The 17,654-nt window shown below is 64.3% G+C and carries 16 protein-coding genes; all 16 read left to right on the top strand.

Translation table 11 applies throughout. From position 1 onward, the window contains the following. Positions 1 to 9: 9 nt before the first annotated feature. The 16 genes from E9536_RS33750 to E9536_RS33665 all read left to right on the top strand — a co-directional run bounded on the left by E9536_RS33750 (position 10) and on the right by E9536_RS33665 (position 17,635). Entirely contained in the window at positions 10 to 894 is an 885-nt protein-coding gene (locus tag E9536_RS33750) for a branched-chain amino acid ABC transporter permease (protein ID WP_021160429.1), read from the top strand. Then, on the top strand, positions 894 to 1,868 hold the full coding sequence (locus E9536_RS33745; RefSeq protein WP_027788719.1) for a branched-chain amino acid ABC transporter permease: 975 nt from the start codon (positions 894 to 896) through the stop codon (positions 1,866 to 1,868). The genes E9536_RS33750 and E9536_RS33745 overlap by 1 nt, the downstream gene beginning before the upstream one ends. A 1,129-nt stretch (positions 1,869 to 2,997) precedes the next feature. Next, complete coding sequence (locus tag E9536_RS33730) at positions 2,998 to 4,155, top strand: ABC transporter substrate-binding protein (protein ID WP_021160432.1); 1,158 nt, start codon at positions 2,998 to 3,000, stop codon at positions 4,153 to 4,155. 200 nt (positions 4,156 to 4,355) lie between these two features. Continuing rightward, positions 4,356 to 5,411, top strand: a complete 1,056-nt coding sequence (locus E9536_RS33725) for a branched-chain amino acid ABC transporter permease (protein WP_027788718.1) — start codon at positions 4,356 to 4,358, stop codon at positions 5,409 to 5,411. A 4-nt stretch (positions 5,412 to 5,415) separates the two neighbouring features. After that, positions 5,416 to 7,200, top strand: coding sequence for a branched-chain amino acid ABC transporter ATP-binding protein/permease (locus E9536_RS33720; protein WP_021160434.1), 1,785 nt, complete (start codon positions 5,416 to 5,418; stop codon positions 7,198 to 7,200). Further along, a complete protein-coding gene (locus E9536_RS33715) occupies positions 7,200 to 7,955 on the top strand; it encodes an ABC transporter ATP-binding protein (RefSeq protein ID WP_136472252.1) in 756 nt (251 codons plus the stop codon). Before E9536_RS33720 ends, E9536_RS33715 begins: the two co-directional genes overlap by 1 nt. Before the next feature lie 580 nt (positions 7,956 to 8,535). Continuing rightward, positions 8,536 to 10,506 carry a tRNA uridine-5-carboxymethylaminomethyl(34) synthesis enzyme MnmG gene (gene mnmG / locus E9536_RS33710; protein WP_059553961.1) on the top strand — a complete coding sequence of 657 codons (1,971 nt, stop codon included), beginning with the start codon at positions 8,536 to 8,538 and terminating at the stop codon, positions 10,504 to 10,506. Further along, on the top strand, positions 10,503 to 11,189 hold the full coding sequence (gene rsmG / locus E9536_RS33705) for a 16S rRNA (guanine(527)-N(7))-methyltransferase RsmG (RefSeq protein WP_136472250.1): 687 nt from the start codon (positions 10,503 to 10,505) through the stop codon (positions 11,187 to 11,189). Before mnmG ends, rsmG begins: the two co-directional genes overlap by 4 nt. A 56-nt stretch (positions 11,190 to 11,245) precedes the next feature. Then, complete coding sequence (locus E9536_RS33700; protein ID WP_027788714.1) at positions 11,246 to 12,025, top strand: ParA family protein; 780 nt, start codon at positions 11,246 to 11,248, stop codon at positions 12,023 to 12,025. Between the two features lie 31 nt (positions 12,026 to 12,056). Then, a complete protein-coding gene (locus E9536_RS33695; protein WP_027788713.1) occupies positions 12,057 to 12,950 on the top strand; it encodes a ParB/RepB/Spo0J family partition protein in 894 nt (297 codons plus the stop codon). 10 nt (positions 12,951 to 12,960) lie between these two features. Further along, entirely contained in the window at positions 12,961 to 14,091 is a 1,131-nt protein-coding gene (locus tag E9536_RS33690; RefSeq protein WP_136472248.1) for an SLC13 family permease, read from the top strand. Between the two features lie 568 nt (positions 14,092 to 14,659). Beyond that, positions 14,660 to 15,184 carry an ATP synthase subunit I gene (locus tag E9536_RS33685; RefSeq protein WP_021160441.1) on the top strand — a complete coding sequence of 175 codons (525 nt, stop codon included), beginning with the start codon at positions 14,660 to 14,662 and terminating at the stop codon, positions 15,182 to 15,184. Between the two features lie 109 nt (positions 15,185 to 15,293). Next, entirely contained in the window at positions 15,294 to 16,145 is an 852-nt protein-coding gene (gene atpB, locus E9536_RS33680) for a F0F1 ATP synthase subunit A (RefSeq protein ID WP_012492242.1), read from the top strand. A gap of 75 nt (positions 16,146 to 16,220) precedes the next feature. Then, positions 16,221 to 16,493: a F0F1 ATP synthase subunit C gene (gene atpE, locus E9536_RS33675; protein WP_021160442.1), complete on the top strand. Its 273-nt coding sequence runs from the start codon at positions 16,221 to 16,223 to the stop codon at positions 16,491 to 16,493. A 129-nt stretch (positions 16,494 to 16,622) separates the two neighbouring features. Beyond that, positions 16,623 to 17,093: a F0F1 ATP synthase subunit B gene (locus E9536_RS33670; protein ID WP_021160443.1), complete on the top strand. Its 471-nt coding sequence runs from the start codon at positions 16,623 to 16,625 to the stop codon at positions 17,091 to 17,093. Positions 17,094 to 17,095: 2 nt separating this feature from the next. Further along, positions 17,096 to 17,635: a F0F1 ATP synthase subunit delta gene (locus E9536_RS33665; RefSeq protein ID WP_006482713.1), complete on the top strand. Its 540-nt coding sequence runs from the start codon at positions 17,096 to 17,098 to the stop codon at positions 17,633 to 17,635. The last annotated feature ends 19 nt before the right edge of the window (positions 17,636 to 17,654 follow it).

Here is a 17,654-nt window from a genome sequence, read left to right as displayed (position 1 = left end):
GCTAAGTCGATGGAAATCTTTGGCATTCCGTTGCCGGCGATGCTGAGCCAGTTGCTGCTCGGGCTCGTCAACGGCTCGTTCTACGCGATCCTGAGCCTCGGGCTCGCGGTGATCTTCGGGCTGCTCAACGTGATCAACTTCGCGCACGGCGCGCTGTTCATGCTGGGCGCGATGCTCGCGTGGATGGGCCTGTCGTACTTCGGGCTGCCGTACTGGGCGATGCTCGTGATCGCGCCGCTGGTCGTCGGTGCGTTCGGGATCCTGATCGAACGCTCGATGCTGCGCTGGCTGTACAAGCTCGATCACCTGTACGGGCTGCTGCTCACGTTCGGGCTCACGCTGGTCGTCGAAGGCGTGTTCCGGTCGATCTACGGCTCGTCCGGCCAGCCGTACGACGTGCCGTCGCAGCTGTCCGGCGCCACCAACCTCGGCTTCATGTTCCTGCCGAACTACCGTGCGTGGGTGGTCGTCGCGTCGCTCGCGGTGTGTCTCGTGACCTGGTTCGTGATCGAGAAGACGCGCCTCGGTGCCTACCTGCGCGCGGGCACCGAGAACCCGAAGCTCGTCGAGGCATTCGGCGTGAACGTGCCGATGATGATCACGCTCACCTACGGCTTCGGCGTCGCGCTCGCGGCGTTCGCGGGCGTGCTGGCCGCGCCGGTGATCCAGGTGTCGCCGCTGATGGGGCAGCCGATGATCATCACCGTGTTCGCGGTGGTCGTGATCGGCGGGATGGGGTCGATCCTCGGCTCGATCGTCACGGGCCTGATGCTCGGCGTGATCGAGGGTTTCACGCGCGTGTTCTACCCCGAAGCGTCGGCCACCGTCGTGTTCGTGATCATGGCGATCGTGCTGCTGTTCCGCCCGGCGGGCCTCTTCGGCAAGGAAAAATGATGCAGAGAAAAGTGCTCTACGGCGTGCTGCTTGCCGCACTGCTCGCCGCGCCGTTCATCGGCGCGTACCCGGTGTTCGTGATGAAGGTGCTCACGTTCGCGCTGTTCGCGGCCGCATTCAACCTGCTGATCGGCTATACGGGGCTGCTGTCGTTCGGCCATGCGATGTTCCTCGCGACCGCCGGTTATGCGACCGGTTATTCGATGCAGACGCTCGGCTTCACGCCGGAACTCGGGGTGCTCGTCGGCACCGTTGCCGCGACGCTGCTCGGGCTCGTCGTCGGGCTGTTCGCGATCCGCCGGCAGGGCATCTACTTCGCGATGATCACGCTCGCGTTCGCGCAGATGGTCTATTTCATCTACCTGCAGGCGCCGTTCACGCACGGCGAAGACGGGTTGCAGGGCGTGCCGCGCGGTCACCTGTTCGGGCTGCTCGACCTGTCGAACGACGTCGCGCTGTACTACGTCGTGGTGGCGGTGGTCGTCGCCGCGTGCGCGTTCATCGTGCGGGTCGTGCATTCGCCGTTCGGCCAGGTGCTCGTCGCGATCAAGGAGAACGAGGCGCGCGCGATCTCGCTCGGCTACGACACCGACCGTTTCAAGCTGCTCGCGTTCATCCTGTCGGCGGGCATCGCGGGACTGGCCGGCTCTCTGAAGGTGCTCGTGCTCGGCTTCGAGACGCTGTCGGACGCGTACTGGACGATGTCGGGCCTGGTCGTGCTGATGACGCTCGTCGGCGGCATGGGCACGCTGTTCGGGCCGCTGCTCGGCGCGGCGCTGATCGTCGCGCTCGAAGACCGGCTCGGCGACATCGGCGAAGGGCTCGCATCGGCGACGGGCGTCGCGTGGTTCCATTCGCTCGGCGAATCGGCGACGATCGTCACGGGGCTGATCTTCATCGTGTGCGTGCTCGCCTTCCGGCGCGGCATCGTCGGCGAAATGGTCGCGCGGATCAAGCCGCTCAGGGCCTCCTGAGCGCATGCCGCGCACGTCGCCGTCGGTTGATGCGAAGCACCATCCGGCGTGCTCGTGAAGCGCGTCGCAGCGCGCTCGGGGCGGCACCGCGCGGCTGGCTGCTGCCCCATTTTCGTGCGGCGATGCACCATAGGGGTAAATGCTAAGTTGCCGTGGTGCTTAAGCCTCTTTAAGATTCACCCTAGTTCTGATGCACCGCGAAACGAATTTGCAGGTGGAGAACGAGGAGACAATCGAGGCACAAAGTGCCCGGACCCTAAAGCGCTGTTGGACGGAATCCAACAGCGCTTTTTCATTTGGTGCACGAATTTTCATCGATGGTGCAGGCGAACCGCGCTGCATTCCGCGCGCCCGTGTTCTGCCTCGCGTCACTCGCGCATCATCCCGTCCCCCCGATTTCATCCGTTCCTGCCGGTCGATCGCCGCCGGCGCGCAGCCGTGCGCATGCCGTCCGGGCTTACCCGGTTGGCGTGCGCAAAAAGCGTCCGTTACACTCAGCTTTCGCCGACCGTGCGGTCGGGAAAACGGTCGGCAGTTCTCCTACAAGCAAAATGCAGAAGAGGGAGTGCGGTTGGATGAGAAGCGCGGGACGAAGGATCGGGGCGGGAGGGGCGGCTGGCGCCGCTCGTTCGGGGGCGGACGTGCATCGGTATGCCCCGGCTTTCACGAGCCGCTCTGCGGCCGGCATGTGCGTTCCGATGCAATTTGCCGGCACGATGGTCTGTCCGGTCGTTGCGTTCGCATCCGATGCGTCGTTCGCATTCGCATGAACGGCCATTTTTCCGATCCTGCATTGCCCGCGCATGGAGCCGTATCAGGCCCGGCCGGCCGACCTTCCGGCGATCGTTGCGCCCGCATCGATCGCGTTTCGCACAGCGCCGCTTTTCTCCGTTTCCTTCATCCTGACGACATTGCCGCCGCGCATCGTGGCGGTCGAACGACCGTTTCGGCACGCGCTGCGGCGCGTGCATGTGCGGTATCGCCGGGGCTCGATGGCAGCGCCGGCGTTTCACGGGAAAACGAGTGTAGGCGGGGCAAGGCGAGATAGTTAAATTATTAACTTGTTTGGAGACCGGGAGCCGCCCGAGCGACCCGTGGCTTTTTCGAGCAGCGTTTGGAGACGACATAAATGAAGATGAATCGATGGATGGAAGTTCTGCTTGCCGCGGGCCTCGTGTGCGCGGCCGCCACGGCGTCGGCGCAGGTGAAGATCGGCGTGACGCTGTCGGCCACCGGGCCGGCCGCGTCGCTCGGGATTCCGGAAAAGAACACGATCGCGCTGCTGCCGAAGGAAATCGCCGGCAAGAGCGTGCAGTACATCGTGCTCGACGACGCATCCGACACGAGCCGCGCGGTGCAGAACGTGCGCAAGCTGATCGACGAGGATCACGTCGACGCGATCATCGGTTCGTCCGTCACGCCGAACTCGCTCGCGATGCTCGATCCCGTGTCGCAGGGCAAGACGCCGACGATCTCGCTCGCGGCGAGCGCGCAGATCATCTCGCCGATGGATGCGAAGCGCGCCTGGATGTTCAAGGTGCCGCAGAACGACCAGCTGATGGCCGACGCGATCGCCGGCTACATGGCGAAGCACGGCGTGAAGACGGTCGGCTTCATCGGCTTCGCCGATGCGTACGGCGACAGCTGGTACAACACGTTCAACGCGGCGGCCGCGAAGAACGGCCTGAAGGTCGTGTCGAACGAGCGCTTCAACCGTACCGACGCGTCGGTGATGGGGCAGGTGCTGAAGCTGATGGGCTCGAATCCGGATGCGGTGCTGATCGCCGGCTCGGGCACGCCGGCGGCGCTGCCGGCGAAGACGCTGAAGGAGCGCGGCTACAAGGGCAAGGTGTACCAGACGCACGGCGTCGCGAACAACGACTTCCTGCGTGTGTGCGGCAAGGACTGCGAAGGCGAGATCCTGCCTGCCGGCCCGGTGCTCGTGACCGACCAGCTGCCCGATTCGAATCCGGTGAAGAAGCCGGCGCTCGGGTACAAGGCCGCGTACGAGAAGGCCTACGGCGCGGGCTCGCTGGCGACGTTCGGCGGCCATGCGTGGGATGCGGGGCTGCTGCTGCAGCGTGCGATTCCGGAAGCGCTGAAGAAGGGCCAGCCGGGCACCGAGGCGTTCCGCGAAGCGCTGCGCGCGTCGCTCGAAAGCGTGAAGGACCTGCCCGTGTCGCACGGCGTGATCAACATGACGCCGACCGATCACAACGGCTTCGATACGCGTGCGCGCGTGATGGTGCAGATCGTCGACGGCAAGTGGAAGCTGCAGGCCGAGTAAGCATCACGTGAAACCGGTGTGCGCGGCGCGAACGGCGCCGTGCGTGCCGTCGGCAGGGTGCGCGGCCCGACGGGTCGCGCTCATGCCGCCTGGAACCGCCGGGGCCCGTCGCCGGGTGCCTGCGCACCGGTCTTGCCGTCCGCGCGCCCCGGCCGTTTCCGTCTTTCGTTTCTCCGCAGCATTCTCGATACACGAAACGTATGGATCTCTCGATTGCAGCGATCCTCGCGCAAGACGGCATCACGACCGGCGCCATATATGCATTGCTGTCGCTGGCGCTCGTGCTGGTGTTTTCCGTCACGCGGGTGATCTTCATTCCCCAGGGCGAATTCGTCGCCTACGGTGCGCTGACGCTTGCCGCGTTGCAGGCGCAGAAATTTCCCGCCACCTGCTGGCTGTTGTTCGTGATGGGCATCGCGTGCTTCCTGCTCGAAGTCGGCGGCCTGATCCGGCATCGCGAACGTCGCCATCAGCTCGGCCGCACACTCGCGACACTCGGCAGCCGCTACGTCCTGCTGCCGCTCGCGGTGTTCGCGATCACGCGCAGCTTTGCCGCACAGCCGCTGCCGATGCTCGCGCAGATCGCGCTGACACTCGCGATCGTCGTGCCGATGGGGCCGTTCGTCTACCGGCTCGTGTACCAGCCGATCGCCGAAGGCACGACGCTGCTGCTGCTGATCGTGTCGGTCGCCGTCCACTTCGCGATGGTCGGCCTCGGGCTCGTGATGTTCGGCGCGGAAGGTTCGCGCACCAACGGGTTCTCGGATGCGTCGCTCGCGATCGGCAGCATGACCGTGTCGGTGCAGAGCATCCTGGTCGTCGTGACGGCACTCGTGCTGATCGGCGCGCTCTATGTGTACTTCGGCCGCACGATCGCCGGCAAGGCGCTGCGCGCGACGTCGGTGAACCGGCTCGGCGCGCGGCTCGTGGGCATCGGCACCACCGAGGCAGGGCGGCTCGCGTTCACGTTCGCGGCGGGGCTCGGCGTGCTGTCCGGGATCCTCGTCGGCCCGCTGACGACGATCTACTACGACTCGGGCTTCCTGATCGGCCTGAAGGGTTTCGTCGGCGCGATCATCGGCGGGCTCGTCAGCTATCCGCTCGCGGCCGCCGGCTCGCTGCTCGTCGGCGTGCTCGAATCGTATTCGTCGTTCTGGGCGAGCGCGTACAAGGAGGTGATCGTGTTCACGCTGATCATTCCGGTGCTGCTGTGGCGGAGCTTCGCGACGCCGCACGCGGAAGAGGAAGAGGAGTGACACGATGAAGACGATGGTACGCAACAAGACCTTCTGGGTGTTTCTCGTGGTGCTGTTCGCGCTGCCGGTGCTGCCTGGTGCGCTGCAGGTGCCCGAATACTGGATCACGCTGCTGAACTACATCGGCCTCTACGCGATCGTCGCGATCGGGCTCGTGCTGCTGACGGGCGTCGGCGGGATGACGAGCTTCGGGCAGGCCGCGTTCGTCGGCATCGGCGCCTATGCGACCGCGTTCCTGACGACGCGATACGGCGTGTCGCCGTGGCTTGCGCTGATCGTCGGCGTCGTACTGACGGCACTCGTCGCGCTCGTGCTCGGCGCGGTCACGATGCGGCTGTCCGGCCACTTCCTGCCGCTCGGCACGATCGCGTGGGGCCTCGCGCTGTTCTACCTGTTCGGCAACCTCGAACTGCTCGGCAAGTATGACGGCATCAACGGGATTCCGGCGCTGAACCTGTTCGGCATCGAGCTTGGAAGCGGGCGCAGCCTGTATTTCCTGATCTGGGCCGTCGTGCTGGCTGCGATCGTGTCGGTGCAGAACCTGCTGAACAGCCGCCCGGGCCGTGCGATCCGCGCGCTGCGCGGCGGCGGCGTGATGGCCGAGGCGATGGGCGTGAACACCGCGTGGATGCGCGTCGTGATCTTCGTCTATGCGGCCGTGCTGGCGGCCGTATCGGGCTTCCTGTACGCGCACCTGCAGCGCGCGGTGAACCCGACGCCGTTCGGGCTGAACCACGGGATCGAGTTCCTGTTCATGGCCGTGGTCGGCGGCGTGTCGCACGTGTGGGGCGCGGTGCTCGGCGCGGCGATCCTGACCGTGCTGCAGGACTATCTGCAGACGCTGCTGCCGAAGCTGCTCGGCTCGGAAGGCAACTTCGAGATCATCGTGTTCGGCGTGCTGATGGTGCTGCTGCTGCAGTACGCGCGCCAGGGCGTGTGGCCGTTCGTCGCGAGGCTGTTCCCGCGCGGGCCGCGCGCGCATGTGCCCGAGCACGCCGATCCGTTGCCGCAGCGCGCGAAGCCGACGGCCGGCGAGCCGCTGCTCGTCGTCGACAATGCGCGCAAGCAGTTCGGCGGGCTCGTGGCCGTCAACGACGTCAGCTTCGACGTGAAAGCGGGGCAGATCATCGGGCTGATCGGCCCGAACGGCGCCGGCAAGTCGACCACGTTCAACCTCGTGACGGGTGTGCTGAAGCCGACGGGCGGCACGATCACGTTCCGTGGCGAGCGTATCGACGGGCTCACATCGCGCCAGATCGTCCGCCGCGGCATCGGCCGGACGTTCCAGCACGTGAAGCTGTTGCCGGCGATGACGGTGCTCGAGAACGTCGCGATCGGTGCGCACCTGCGCGGCCGTACGGGCGTGTGGCGCAGCGTCGCGCGGCTCAATGCACATGAGGAAGCGCAGTTGCTGGCTGAGGCTGCACGCCAGATTCGCCGCGTCGGGCTTGAAAAGCACATGTACGACGAAGCGGGCAGCCTCGCGCTGGGGCAGCAGCGAATTCTCGAAATCGCGCGGGCGCTGTGCTGCGATCCGACGCTGCTGCTGCTCGACGAGCCGGCCGCCGGGCTGCGTTACCAGGAGAAGCAGCAACTCGCCGATCTGCTGCGACGGCTGAAGGCGGAAGGCATGAGCGTGTTGCTCGTGGAACACGACATGGATTTCGTGATGAATCTCACCGACCGTTTGGTGGTGATGGAGTTCGGCACGCGGATCGCGGAAGGACTGCCGCAGGACGTGCAGCAGGATCCGGCGGTGCTGGAAGCGTATCTGGGCGGGGTGGAGTGATGACGGACACGACGATGCCGATTCTCGAAGTGCGCGGGCTGGCGGTCCGGTACGGGAAGGTGGAGGCGCTGCACGGCGCGGCGATCAAGGTTGGCGCGGGGCAGATCGTCAGCGTGATCGGCCCGAACGGCGCCGGCAAATCGACGCTGCTGAACGCGATCATGGGCGCGCTGCCGGTGACCGGGCATGCATCGGGTGCGATCGTGTACCGCGGTCACGACGTCGGTGCATTGCCGGTCGAACAGCGCGTCGCACGCGGGATGTGCCTCGTACCGGAAAAGCGTGAGCTGTTCAGCACGATGACGGTCGAAGACAACCTCGTATTGGGCGCGTATCGGCGCAAGCAGGCCGGTGAAGCGAACTTCCTCGACCAGCTCGATCATGTGTTCGCACTGTTTCCGCGGCTGAAGGAGCGCCGCAAGCAGGCGGCCGGCACGCTATCCGGCGGCGAGCGGCAGATGCTCGCGGTGGGACGCGCACTGATGGGCAAGCCCGATCTGCTGATGCTCGACGAGCCGAGCCTCGGGCTGGCGCCGCTGATCGTGAAGGAGATTTTTCATATCATCAGCGCGTTGCGCGGTACGGGCGTGGCGACGCTGCTGATCGAGCAGAACGCACGGGCTGCACTGCAGATCTCCGATTACGGCTATGTGCTGGAGACAGGCGAATTTGCGCTGGAAGGGCCGGCGGCCGAACTTGCGCAGAATCCACGCGTGATCGAGACGTACCTCGGGTTGGCGAAGAAAAAGGCCTGATCGGTGGTGTGGTGGGCGGGAAACGGGCGGCGTGTTTCACGTGAAACACGCCGTTTTTGTTTTTGGGTGAGATGTGACCCCGACACGCGACGGCTAGCGGCCAGGGGATAAGTGCAAGGGAAACAATCGGAAGCTCTGTGCAGCGCGGACGACGATCCAGAGCATCGTTCGCCGATGGCTGTCGCCTGTTCCGCACACTGGGGATGTTGTGCCGGGTCACAGGGGATAAGTGTCGGGCGAACTGTCTGAAATTCTGTGAGGGAGAGGGTGGGTGCGGTCGCACAGGGTGTTCCGTCCAGGTTGCCGTGCGGGGCACAGGCATCGAACGGGTATGTGTTCCACGTGAAATTTCCCGGCAAGCGAATTTTTTTGCACAGGCGCAACGATGTGGCGCCGGCGGGCCGGAAGCGTTGCCGGAGTGGGCTCTGCGCCACGGATTCTTCGGCCGAGCACAGAAAAATCGCCGAAATGCACAGACCCTACCATTCGGACGGCCTTCGGGTGAAAAGCGAACCCGCTATAATTCGGCCCATACATTTCTCAGATAGGTTCGTGCGCCGTCCTGCGTACGGAATCCACCATGCTTTTTCCCACAGAATTTGACGTCATCGTCGTCGGTGGCGGTCATGCCGGCACGGAAGCCGCGCTGGCGTCCGCCCGCATGGGCGCAAAGACATTACTGCTGACCCACAACATCGAAACGCTTGGGCAGATGAGCTGCAATCCGTCGATCGGCGGCATTGGCAAGGGCCATCTGGTCAAGGAAGTCGATGCGCTGGGCGGCGCAATGGCAGCCGCGACCGACGAGAGCGGTATTCAGTTCCGGATCCTCAATTCGTCGAAGGGGCCGGCCGTGCGCGCGACGCGTGCGCAGGCCGATCGCATCCTGTACAAGGCCGCGATTCGCCACCGGCTCGAGAATCAGCCGAACCTGTGGCTGTTCCAGCAGGCTGTCGACGACCTGATGGTCGAAGGCGACCGCGTGGTGGGCGCCGTCACGCAGATCGGCATCCGCTTCCGTGCGCGTGCGGTCGTGCTGACCGCCGGTACGTTCCTCGACGGCAAGATTCACGTCGGCCTGAACAACTATACGGGTGGTCGTGCGGGCGATCCGGCGGCCGTGTCGCTGTCATCGCGCCTGAAGGAGCTGAAGCTGCCGCAGGGCCGCCTGAAGACCGGTACGCCGCCGCGTATCGATGGTCGCTCGATCGATTTCTCACAGCTGGACGAACAGCCGGGCGATCTCGATCCGATCCCCGTTTTCTCGTTCCTGGGCCGTGCGGAGCAGCATCCGCAGCAACTGCCGTGCTGGGTCACGCATACGAACGAGCGCACGCACGACATCATTCGTGGCGGCCTCGACCGTTCGCCTATGTATACAGGCGTGATCGAAGGCGTCGGGCCGCGCTATTGCCCGTCGATCGAGGACAAGATTCACCGGTTCGCTTCGAAGGAATCGCACCAGATCTTCCTGGAACCGGAAGGGCTGACGACCAACGAGTTCTACCCGAACGGGATCTCGACGAGCCTGCCGTTCGACGTCCAGCTCGAGCTCGTGCACTCGATGCGCGGCCTCGAGAACGCGCATATCCTGCGCCCCGGCTACGCGATCGAGTACGACTACTTCGACCCGCGTGCGCTGAAGGCGTCGCTCGAAACGAAGGCGATCAACGGGCTGTTCTTTGCGGGCCAGATCAACGGGACGACGGGCTATGAAGAAGCAGCCGCGCAGGGTCTGCTGGCCGGTCTCAACGCTGGCCGCTACGTGCAGGAGAAGGACGCATGGTGCCCGCGCCGTGACCAGGCCTACCTTGGCGTGCTGGTCGACGATCTCGTGACGCGCGGTGTGGCCGAGCCGTACCGGATGTTCACGAGCCGCGCCGAGTATCGCCTCAGCCTGCGTGAAGACAATGCCGACATGCGCTTGACCGAGATCGGCCGCGAACTGGGGCTCGTCGACGACGCACGTTGGGACGCATTCAGCCGGAAGCGCGACGCTGTTTCACGTGAAACCGAACGCCTGAAGTCGACGTGGGTCACGCCGAAGACGTTGCCGCCGGAAGAGGCGACCGCGCTCCTCGGCAAGGCGATCGACCACGAATACAGCCTCGCCGAACTGCTGCGCCGTCCGGGTATCAGCTACGACGGTGTGTGCGGACTGAAGGGCGGCGAGTGCGGCCCCGCCGAGCCGCTGGCCGACGATCCGGTGCTGCTCGAGCAGATCAAGGAGCAGGTCGAGATCGGCATCAAGTATCAGGGCTACATCGAGCGCCAGGCATCGGAAATCGAACGCAACGATGCGAACGAGAACACGCGTCTGCCCGACGGTATCGATTACCGCGAAGTCCGCGGCCTGTCGTTCGAGGTGAGCCAGAAGCTCAACGAGTTCCGACCGGAAACGATCGGGCAGGCGTCGCGCATCTCGGGTGTCACGCCGGCGGCAATCTCGCTGCTGATGGTGCACCTGAAGCGTCGCGGCCTGGGCCGCCGTAATGGCACGGCCGAAGCGGCAGCGGAGCAGGGGGACGGCGCCGTCCCGACGCAACAATGACGGCGCGTCGCGCGCCGGCGGTTAATCGGGACGTACTGGAACAGATGCTCGTCGAAGGCACGACGGCGCTCGACCTCACGCTGACGGATGCACAACGCAACCAGCTGCTCGACTATGTCGCGCTGCTCGGCAAGTGGAACGCGGTCTACAACCTGACCGCGATCCGCGACCCGAAGCAGATGCTGATCCAGCACATCCTCGATTCGCTTTCCATCGTTCCGCATCTGCGTGGCCGTGCATCGGCCCGCGTGCTCGACGTCGGCTCGGGCGGTGGATTGCCCGGTATCGTGCTGGCGATCGTCGAGCCGGATTGGCAGATCACGCTGAACGATATCGTGCAGAAGAAGTCTGCATTCCAGACCCAGATGCGTGCGGAGCTGAAGCTCGCGAACCTGTCGGTGGTCACGGGGCGGGTCGAATCGCTGCAGCCGGGTGTCGAAGTGCCGGAAAAATTCGACATGATCGTATCCCGCGCTTTCGCGGATCTGTCCGACTTCGTTAAACTTGCTCGACACCTGGTTGCGCCGGGCGGATCGATCTGGGCAATGAAGGGCGTTTATCCGGACGACGAGATTGCGCGGTTGCCGGAAGGCAGCCGCGTGAAGCAGACGATACGGCTGGCGGTGCCGTTGCTCGATGCCGAACGGCATCTGATCGAAGTGGCCGTCGACGAAGCGAATTGAAGGGCCGGCGCGCGATGGCGCGCCGTTTGTTTGAAGGTAAAGGGAACACACCAACGATGGCAAAGATCTTCTGCGTTGCGAACCAGAAGGGGGGCGTCGGCAAGACGACGACATCGGTCAATCTCGCCGCAAGCCTTGCAGCGCAGGAGCAACGAGTCCTGCTGATCGATCTCGACCCTCAGGGTAACGCGACGATGGGCAGCGGGATCGACAAGGCTGCTTGCGAAGCGACCGTGTACGAGGTGCTGGTCGACGGCGTGTCGGTGACCGACGCGCGCATCCGGCCGGACGGCGTCACCTACGACGTGCTGCCCGCGAACCGCGAGCTGTCCGGTGCCGAGATCGAACTGATCAGCATCGACAACCGCGAGCGCCGGCTGAAGGCCGCGCTCGAGCACGTGGCCGACGATTACGATTTCGTGCTGATCGATTGCCCGCCGACGCTGTCGCTGCTGACGCTGAACGGCTTGTGCGCGGCGCATGGCGTCGTGATCCCCATGCAGTGCGAATACTTTGCACTGGAGGGGTTGTCGGACCTCGTCAACACGATCAAGCAGGTTCACGCGAACATGAACCGCGACCTGAAGATCATCGGCTTGCTGCGTGTGATGTTCGATCCGCGCATCACGCTGCAGCAGCAAGTCTCCGATCAACTGAAAGCGCACTTCGGCGACAAGGTGTTCGACGCGGTGATTCCGCGCAACGTGCGCCTGGCGGAAGCGCCGAGTTACGGGCTGCCGGGCGTCGTGTTCGACCGCAGCTCGCGCGGTGCGCAAGCGTATCTCCAGTTCGGTGCCGAGATGATCGACCGCGTTCGCGCGTTCGAGGTGTCGTGATCCGGACATGAGCGAAGCGAGGAAGAAAGACATGAACGCGGTACCAAAGAAGAAGGGCTTGGGACGTGGCCTCGAAGCGCTGCTCGGCGGCAGTGCCGATATCACCGAAGCGGTGAAGATCGAAGGGGCACCGAACACGCTCGCGCTCGGCAAGCTGCAGGCCGGCAAGTACCAGCCGCGGACGCGGATGGACGAAGGCAGCCTGCAGGAGCTCGCGGCGAGCATTCGCGCGCAGGGCGTGATGCAGCCGATCCTGGTACGGCCCATTTCGTCAGACAAATACGAGATCATCGCGGGCGAGCGCCGTTTCCGCGCGGCACGCCTCGCGGGCCTCGATGAAGTGCCGGTGCTCGTGAAGGATGTGTCCGACCAGGCCGCCGCGGCGATGGCGCTGATCGAGAACATCCAGCGCGAGGATCTGAACCCGCTCGAAGAGGCGCACGGTATCCAGCGCCTGCTCGACGAGTTCGGTTTCACGCACGAACAGGCGGCCGAATCGGTCGGCCGTTCGCGCAGCGCTGTGTCGAACCTGCTGCGCCTGCTGAACCTGGCTTCGCCGGTGCAGACGATGCTGCTGGCCGGTGATCTCGACATGGGGCACGCACGTGCGCTGCTCGCCGTCGATGCGGCCACGCAGATCACGCTCGCCCATCAGGTCGTCAACAAGCGCATGTCGGTGCGGGAGACCGAGAAGCTCGTCACGCACACGACGAAGGAAGCGCCGGCCGTGAAGGCGCGCGCGAAGGACGACGGCGGCCGCGATACGCGCCGTCTCGAGGAGGAGTTGTCCGACCTGCTCGCGTCGACGGTGAAGATCAAGCTCGGCCGCCGCGGACGAGGGCAGGTCACGATCGACTTCGGCAACCTCGACGCGCTCGAGGGCATTCTCGTGCGGCTGCGCGGCAACGTCGCGACCGAAGAGTAACGCGGTGCCGATGGAGAAGACGGGCGCGCCGACGCCGCGCCGGTGGCTGGGATGGCTTGCGCAGGAGCCAGTGCTGTCGGTTCTTGTGCTTGGCCTGATCGTGCTGCAATGGGTGCGTCCGCAACCATTTTCCGTGTTGGCCGGTCGCGTCGACTGGCAGACGGTCGCGACGCTGGCGGGCCTGCTGATGCTGACCAAGGCGCTCGAGTTGTCCGGCTGCCTGATGTGGCTCGCACACCGCATCGTGCATCACGTGCATTCCGAACGCGGGCTCGCGTTGTTGCTCGTGGGGTTCGCCGCGTTGTTGTCGATGTGGCTCACCAACGACGTCGCGCTGTTCGTCGTCGTGCCTTTGATGGTCTCGCTGCGTGCGCTGACGCCACTGCCGTTCCGGCGGCTCGTGATCGTCGTCGCGCTGGCGGTCAACGCGGGGTCCGTCGCGACGCCGCTCGGCAATCCCCAGAATCTTTTCCTGTGGCAATTGAGCGGTGCGTCGTTCGGCCGCTTCGTGGTCACGCTCGGGCCGCTCGCGATCGCGCTGATGGCGCTGCTGCTCGTGCTGACCGCATGCGCGTTTCGCGCAAAGCCACTCGACTTGTCCGGCGATGTCACAGCGCTGCCCGTGCAACGCATGCACGCGCTGATCGCGGCGGTGCTGTTCGCCGCGTTCGTGCTGCTCGCCGATGCGCATCATCCGCTGCCCGGTCTCGTCGGTGTCGCCATCGTGCTGCTCGCCGTCAAACGCGACGCAGTCCTGAAGATCGACTGGCTGCTGCTGCTGATCTTCGTACTGATGTTCGTCGTGCTGCGTACCGCGGCTGCGCTGCCCGTCGTGCACGACACGATTGCGAATGCGCAACTCGATTCGCCGCTGCGCGTCTACGCGGCCGGCGCGCTGTTGTCACAGGTCATCAGCAATGTACCGGCCGCGATCCTGCTGTCGGAATTCACGCACGACTGGCGTGCGCTCGCGTTCGGCGTATCGGTCGGCGGCTTTGGCTTCGCGATCGGTTCGCTTGCGAACCTGATCGCGGTGCGTCTCGCGAAGGAGCCGCGCATGTGGCTGCCGTTCCATCTGGTCTCGATTCCGTTCGCACTCGCCAGTGCGACGGTCGGTGCGTGGCTGCTCGTTCACGGTTGAGTGACGCGGCTGCGCGCGGCACAGCCGTGCGATTCGGGTGGCGGGGCGGGTGCACAGTATTCGCGCTGGTTGCGGGGCTGTTGATAAGTCCGGCAATTCACAGTCGATCGCCTGTGGTGGCATGACAACTGATTGGATGATTCGGCGCGTCGGCGTCGGCCCCGATTTCGGGCATCCGGTGCCGCGGGGTGGTCACAGGTTTTTCGTGCTCGGCGCTTCGTGCTTGGCGTGAGCCCGGGGCCGCGTCACGGCGTGGATTCCGGATGGCGTTCGAGCCGTCCCGCCGGCATCCGCATCGGGCCTCGTTTCCTTGTCATTTCCTCGTCGCCGGATTTTTTCGAGCAAGAAATACCGGCGCAAAAAAGCGACCTTACAACTGTCATCGTACGTCGTCGAATCGCGTGTTTTTTCACATGATGAGGCGTCGTTTTACGCAGGTTTTTGTCGCGTCTAAAGCCTTGAATCACTTGCAACTATCGCTTACAATCGCCCGGATTTGTTAGCTAGGCACCCCTGAAAGCTTTCAGAAAGCTTGGGGCCGGGTTCAAGGATTTTGCGGAAGATTGCGATGGCGGGTCAGGCGCCGGACGACAGGCACGATGATCAGCGCACGCAACGCACCGCTTCGGCGGCCGGCGAGCGGCGCGAATCCGACGATGACTGGGACGCCGAGCAGCAAGATAACAACATCGTTCCGCTCACGCGGGCAGAAGCCGAAAAGCTGTTCGGCCCGAACGTGAGCAAGCCCTCGCGCGTGACCCCCTATAAGGTGGTATTCGCGCAAGTGGTTCTGTCCCTGGTTGCAACGCTGGCGTGGTGGCTGTTTTCGAAGTCGCCGGGCGCCGCTGCGCAATCCGCGTTTCTGGGCGGAGCGATCGGCTGGGTGCCAAGTGCGGTATTCGTGGCACGACTGAAGGCAGGTGGTTCGGCCACCGTGATGAGCTGGGTGATGGGCGAAGCCCTGAAGCTCGCTCTGACGATCGGGATGTTCACTGCAGTGGCGTTCGGCTGGGCCGGCGTGCACTGGGTGCCGTTCCTCGTCACGTACCTCGTCGTGCTGAAGACGTACTGGATCGCACTGGCCTGGCGGTAAGGAACAAGCAGCGTGCGGTTTCGACAACGAACCGCGCCGGCCCGTTCCCGCAATAGCGTGTTGCGGAACTGGCAAAACGATTTTCGACAATTTGGGTGGCATTAACGATATGGCAGCTAGCGAAGGCACGCGCGGTCCGGATCCGTCCGAGTACATTGCGCACCACTTGCAGAATTTCTCCACCTCGCATCAGACGTCGATTTTCGACATCCACGTCTGGAATCTCGACACGCTGTTCTGGTCGATCGTTTGCGGCATCGTGACGATCGTCCTGCTGCGTCTGGCTGCCCGCAAGGCGACGTCGGGCGTGCCGGGCCGTTTCCAGTGCGCGATCGAGATGCTCGTCGAGATGGTCGAAGACCAATCGAAGGCCATCGTTCACGGCAATCGTACCTTCATCGCTCCGCTCGCGCTCACGGTGTTCGTGTGGGTCGCGCTGATGAACTCCCTCGACTTCCTCCCGGTCGACCTGCCGGGCCGTGTGATCGGCCTGCTCGGTCTGTCGGACGTGATTTCCCACCATCGCATCGTCCCGACGGCCGACCTGAACGGCACGCTCGGCATCGCGCTCGGCGTGTTCGTCCTGATGATCTACTACAGCATCAAGATCAAGGGCGCGGGCGGCTTTGTGCATGAGCTGCTGTCGGCACCGTTCGGCGCCCACCCGCTGCTGTGGATCCCTAACCTCGCGCTCAACATCGTCGAATATCTCGCCAAGACCGTCTCCCTCGGTATGCGGCTGTTCGGCAACATGTACGCGGGTGAGCTGTTGTTCCTGTTGATCGCCCTGCTCGGCAGCATGTGGAGCTTCGGTGGCGACGCAACGTTCCTCGGCTTCGTTGGCCACGTGATCGCGGGCAGCGTCTGGGCAATCTTCCACATCCTGATTGTTCTGTTGCAGGCATTCATTTTCATGATGCTGACGCTGGTGTATCTCGGCCAGGCGCACGACAAGCACTAAGCGCGGCGTGCAAAAAAGAGTTTCCGTTTTAGTTTTTTAAATCTCAGTTCCAAGTCTTTTCACAAAGGAGTGATCATGCAAGCTTACATCGCCAACATCCAGGGTCTGACCGCCATCGGTATCGGCATCATCATCGGCCTGGGTGCAATCGGCGCCTGTATCGGTATCGCGCTGATGGGTGGTAAGTACATCGAAGCCTGCGCACGTCAGCCGGAACTCATCAACCCGCTGCAAACGAAGATGTTCCTGCTGGCTGGTCTGATCGACGCGGCATTCCTGATCGGCGTGGGTGTTGCAATGCTGTTCGCGTTCGCGAACCCGCTCCTGTCGAAGCTCGTCGCAGGCTAAGGTTCCTCGGAAATATGCGTCCGGCGTGAGCCGGCGCAGGGCGGAACGGAGACTTGGGGCGCTGATCGAATGCAACTCGATGAGCGCCTTACCGTTTCATTTTTCCGGAATAGCAGATAAGGAAACACCGTGAATCTCAACGCAACTCTGTTTGCGCAAATGGTCGTGTTCCTGGTCCTCGCGTGGTTCACGATGAAGTTCGTGTGGCCGCCGTTGATCAACGCCCTCGACGAACGTTCGAAGAAGATCGCCGACGGCCTCGCCGCCGCCGAGAAGGGCAAGGCAGAACTCGACGCAGCGCACAAGCGCGTGGACCAGGAACTCGCGCAGGCCCGCAATGACGGCCAGCAGCGCATCGCCGACGCTGAAAAGCGTGCCCAGGCGGTCGCCGAGGAAATCAAGGCCAACGCCCAGGCTGAAGCCGCCCGCATCGTCGCCCAGGCGAAGGCGGAAGCAGAACAGCAAATCGTGAAGGCGCGCGAAGCGCTGCGTGGCGAAGTCGCTACGCTGGCCGTGAAGGGCGCCGAGCAGATCCTGAAGCGCGAAGTCGATCAAACGGCCCACGCCCAACTGCTGAATCAACTGAAAGCCGAGCTCTGATCATGGCCGAACTTGCAACCATCGCCCGCCCTTACGCAGAAGCGCTGTTCCGCGTGGCCGAGGGCGGTGACATCGCCGCCTGGTCCACGCTCGTGCAAGAGCTGGCCCAGGTTGCGCGTCTGCCGGAAGTGCTGTCGGTCGCGTCGAGCCCGAAGGTGACGCGCACGCAAGTAGCCGAGTTGCTGCTTGCTGCTGCGAAGTCGCCGCTCGCGGCCGGCGCCGAAGCGAAGAACTTCGTGCAGATGCTGGTCGACAATCATCGCATCGCGCTGCTGCCGGAAATTGCCGAGCAGTTCGAGGCGCTCAAGAACGAACGTGAAGGTGCCGCCGACGCCGAGATCGTGAGCGCGTTCCCGCTGAACGGCGCGGATCTCGACAGTCTCGTCTCGGGCCTCGAACGCAAGTTCAAGCGCAAGCTGAAACCGACGGTCGAAGTCGATTCGTCGCTGATCGGCGGCGTGCGCGTGACGGTCGGCGACGAAGTGCTCGACACCTCGGTTCGCGCGCGCCTCGCATCGATGCAGGCTGCCTTGACCGCCTGAGCGCCACGCCGGCACGCAA

Source organism: Burkholderia sp. LS-044 (genome assembly GCF_004803625.1).
In the GTDB taxonomy this organism is placed as follows: Bacteria; Pseudomonadota; Gammaproteobacteria; order Burkholderiales; family Burkholderiaceae; genus Burkholderia; species Burkholderia cepacia.
The sequence above is the reverse complement of the archived record's forward strand: the minus strand, read 5'-3'. Positions and strand labels throughout refer to the sequence as shown.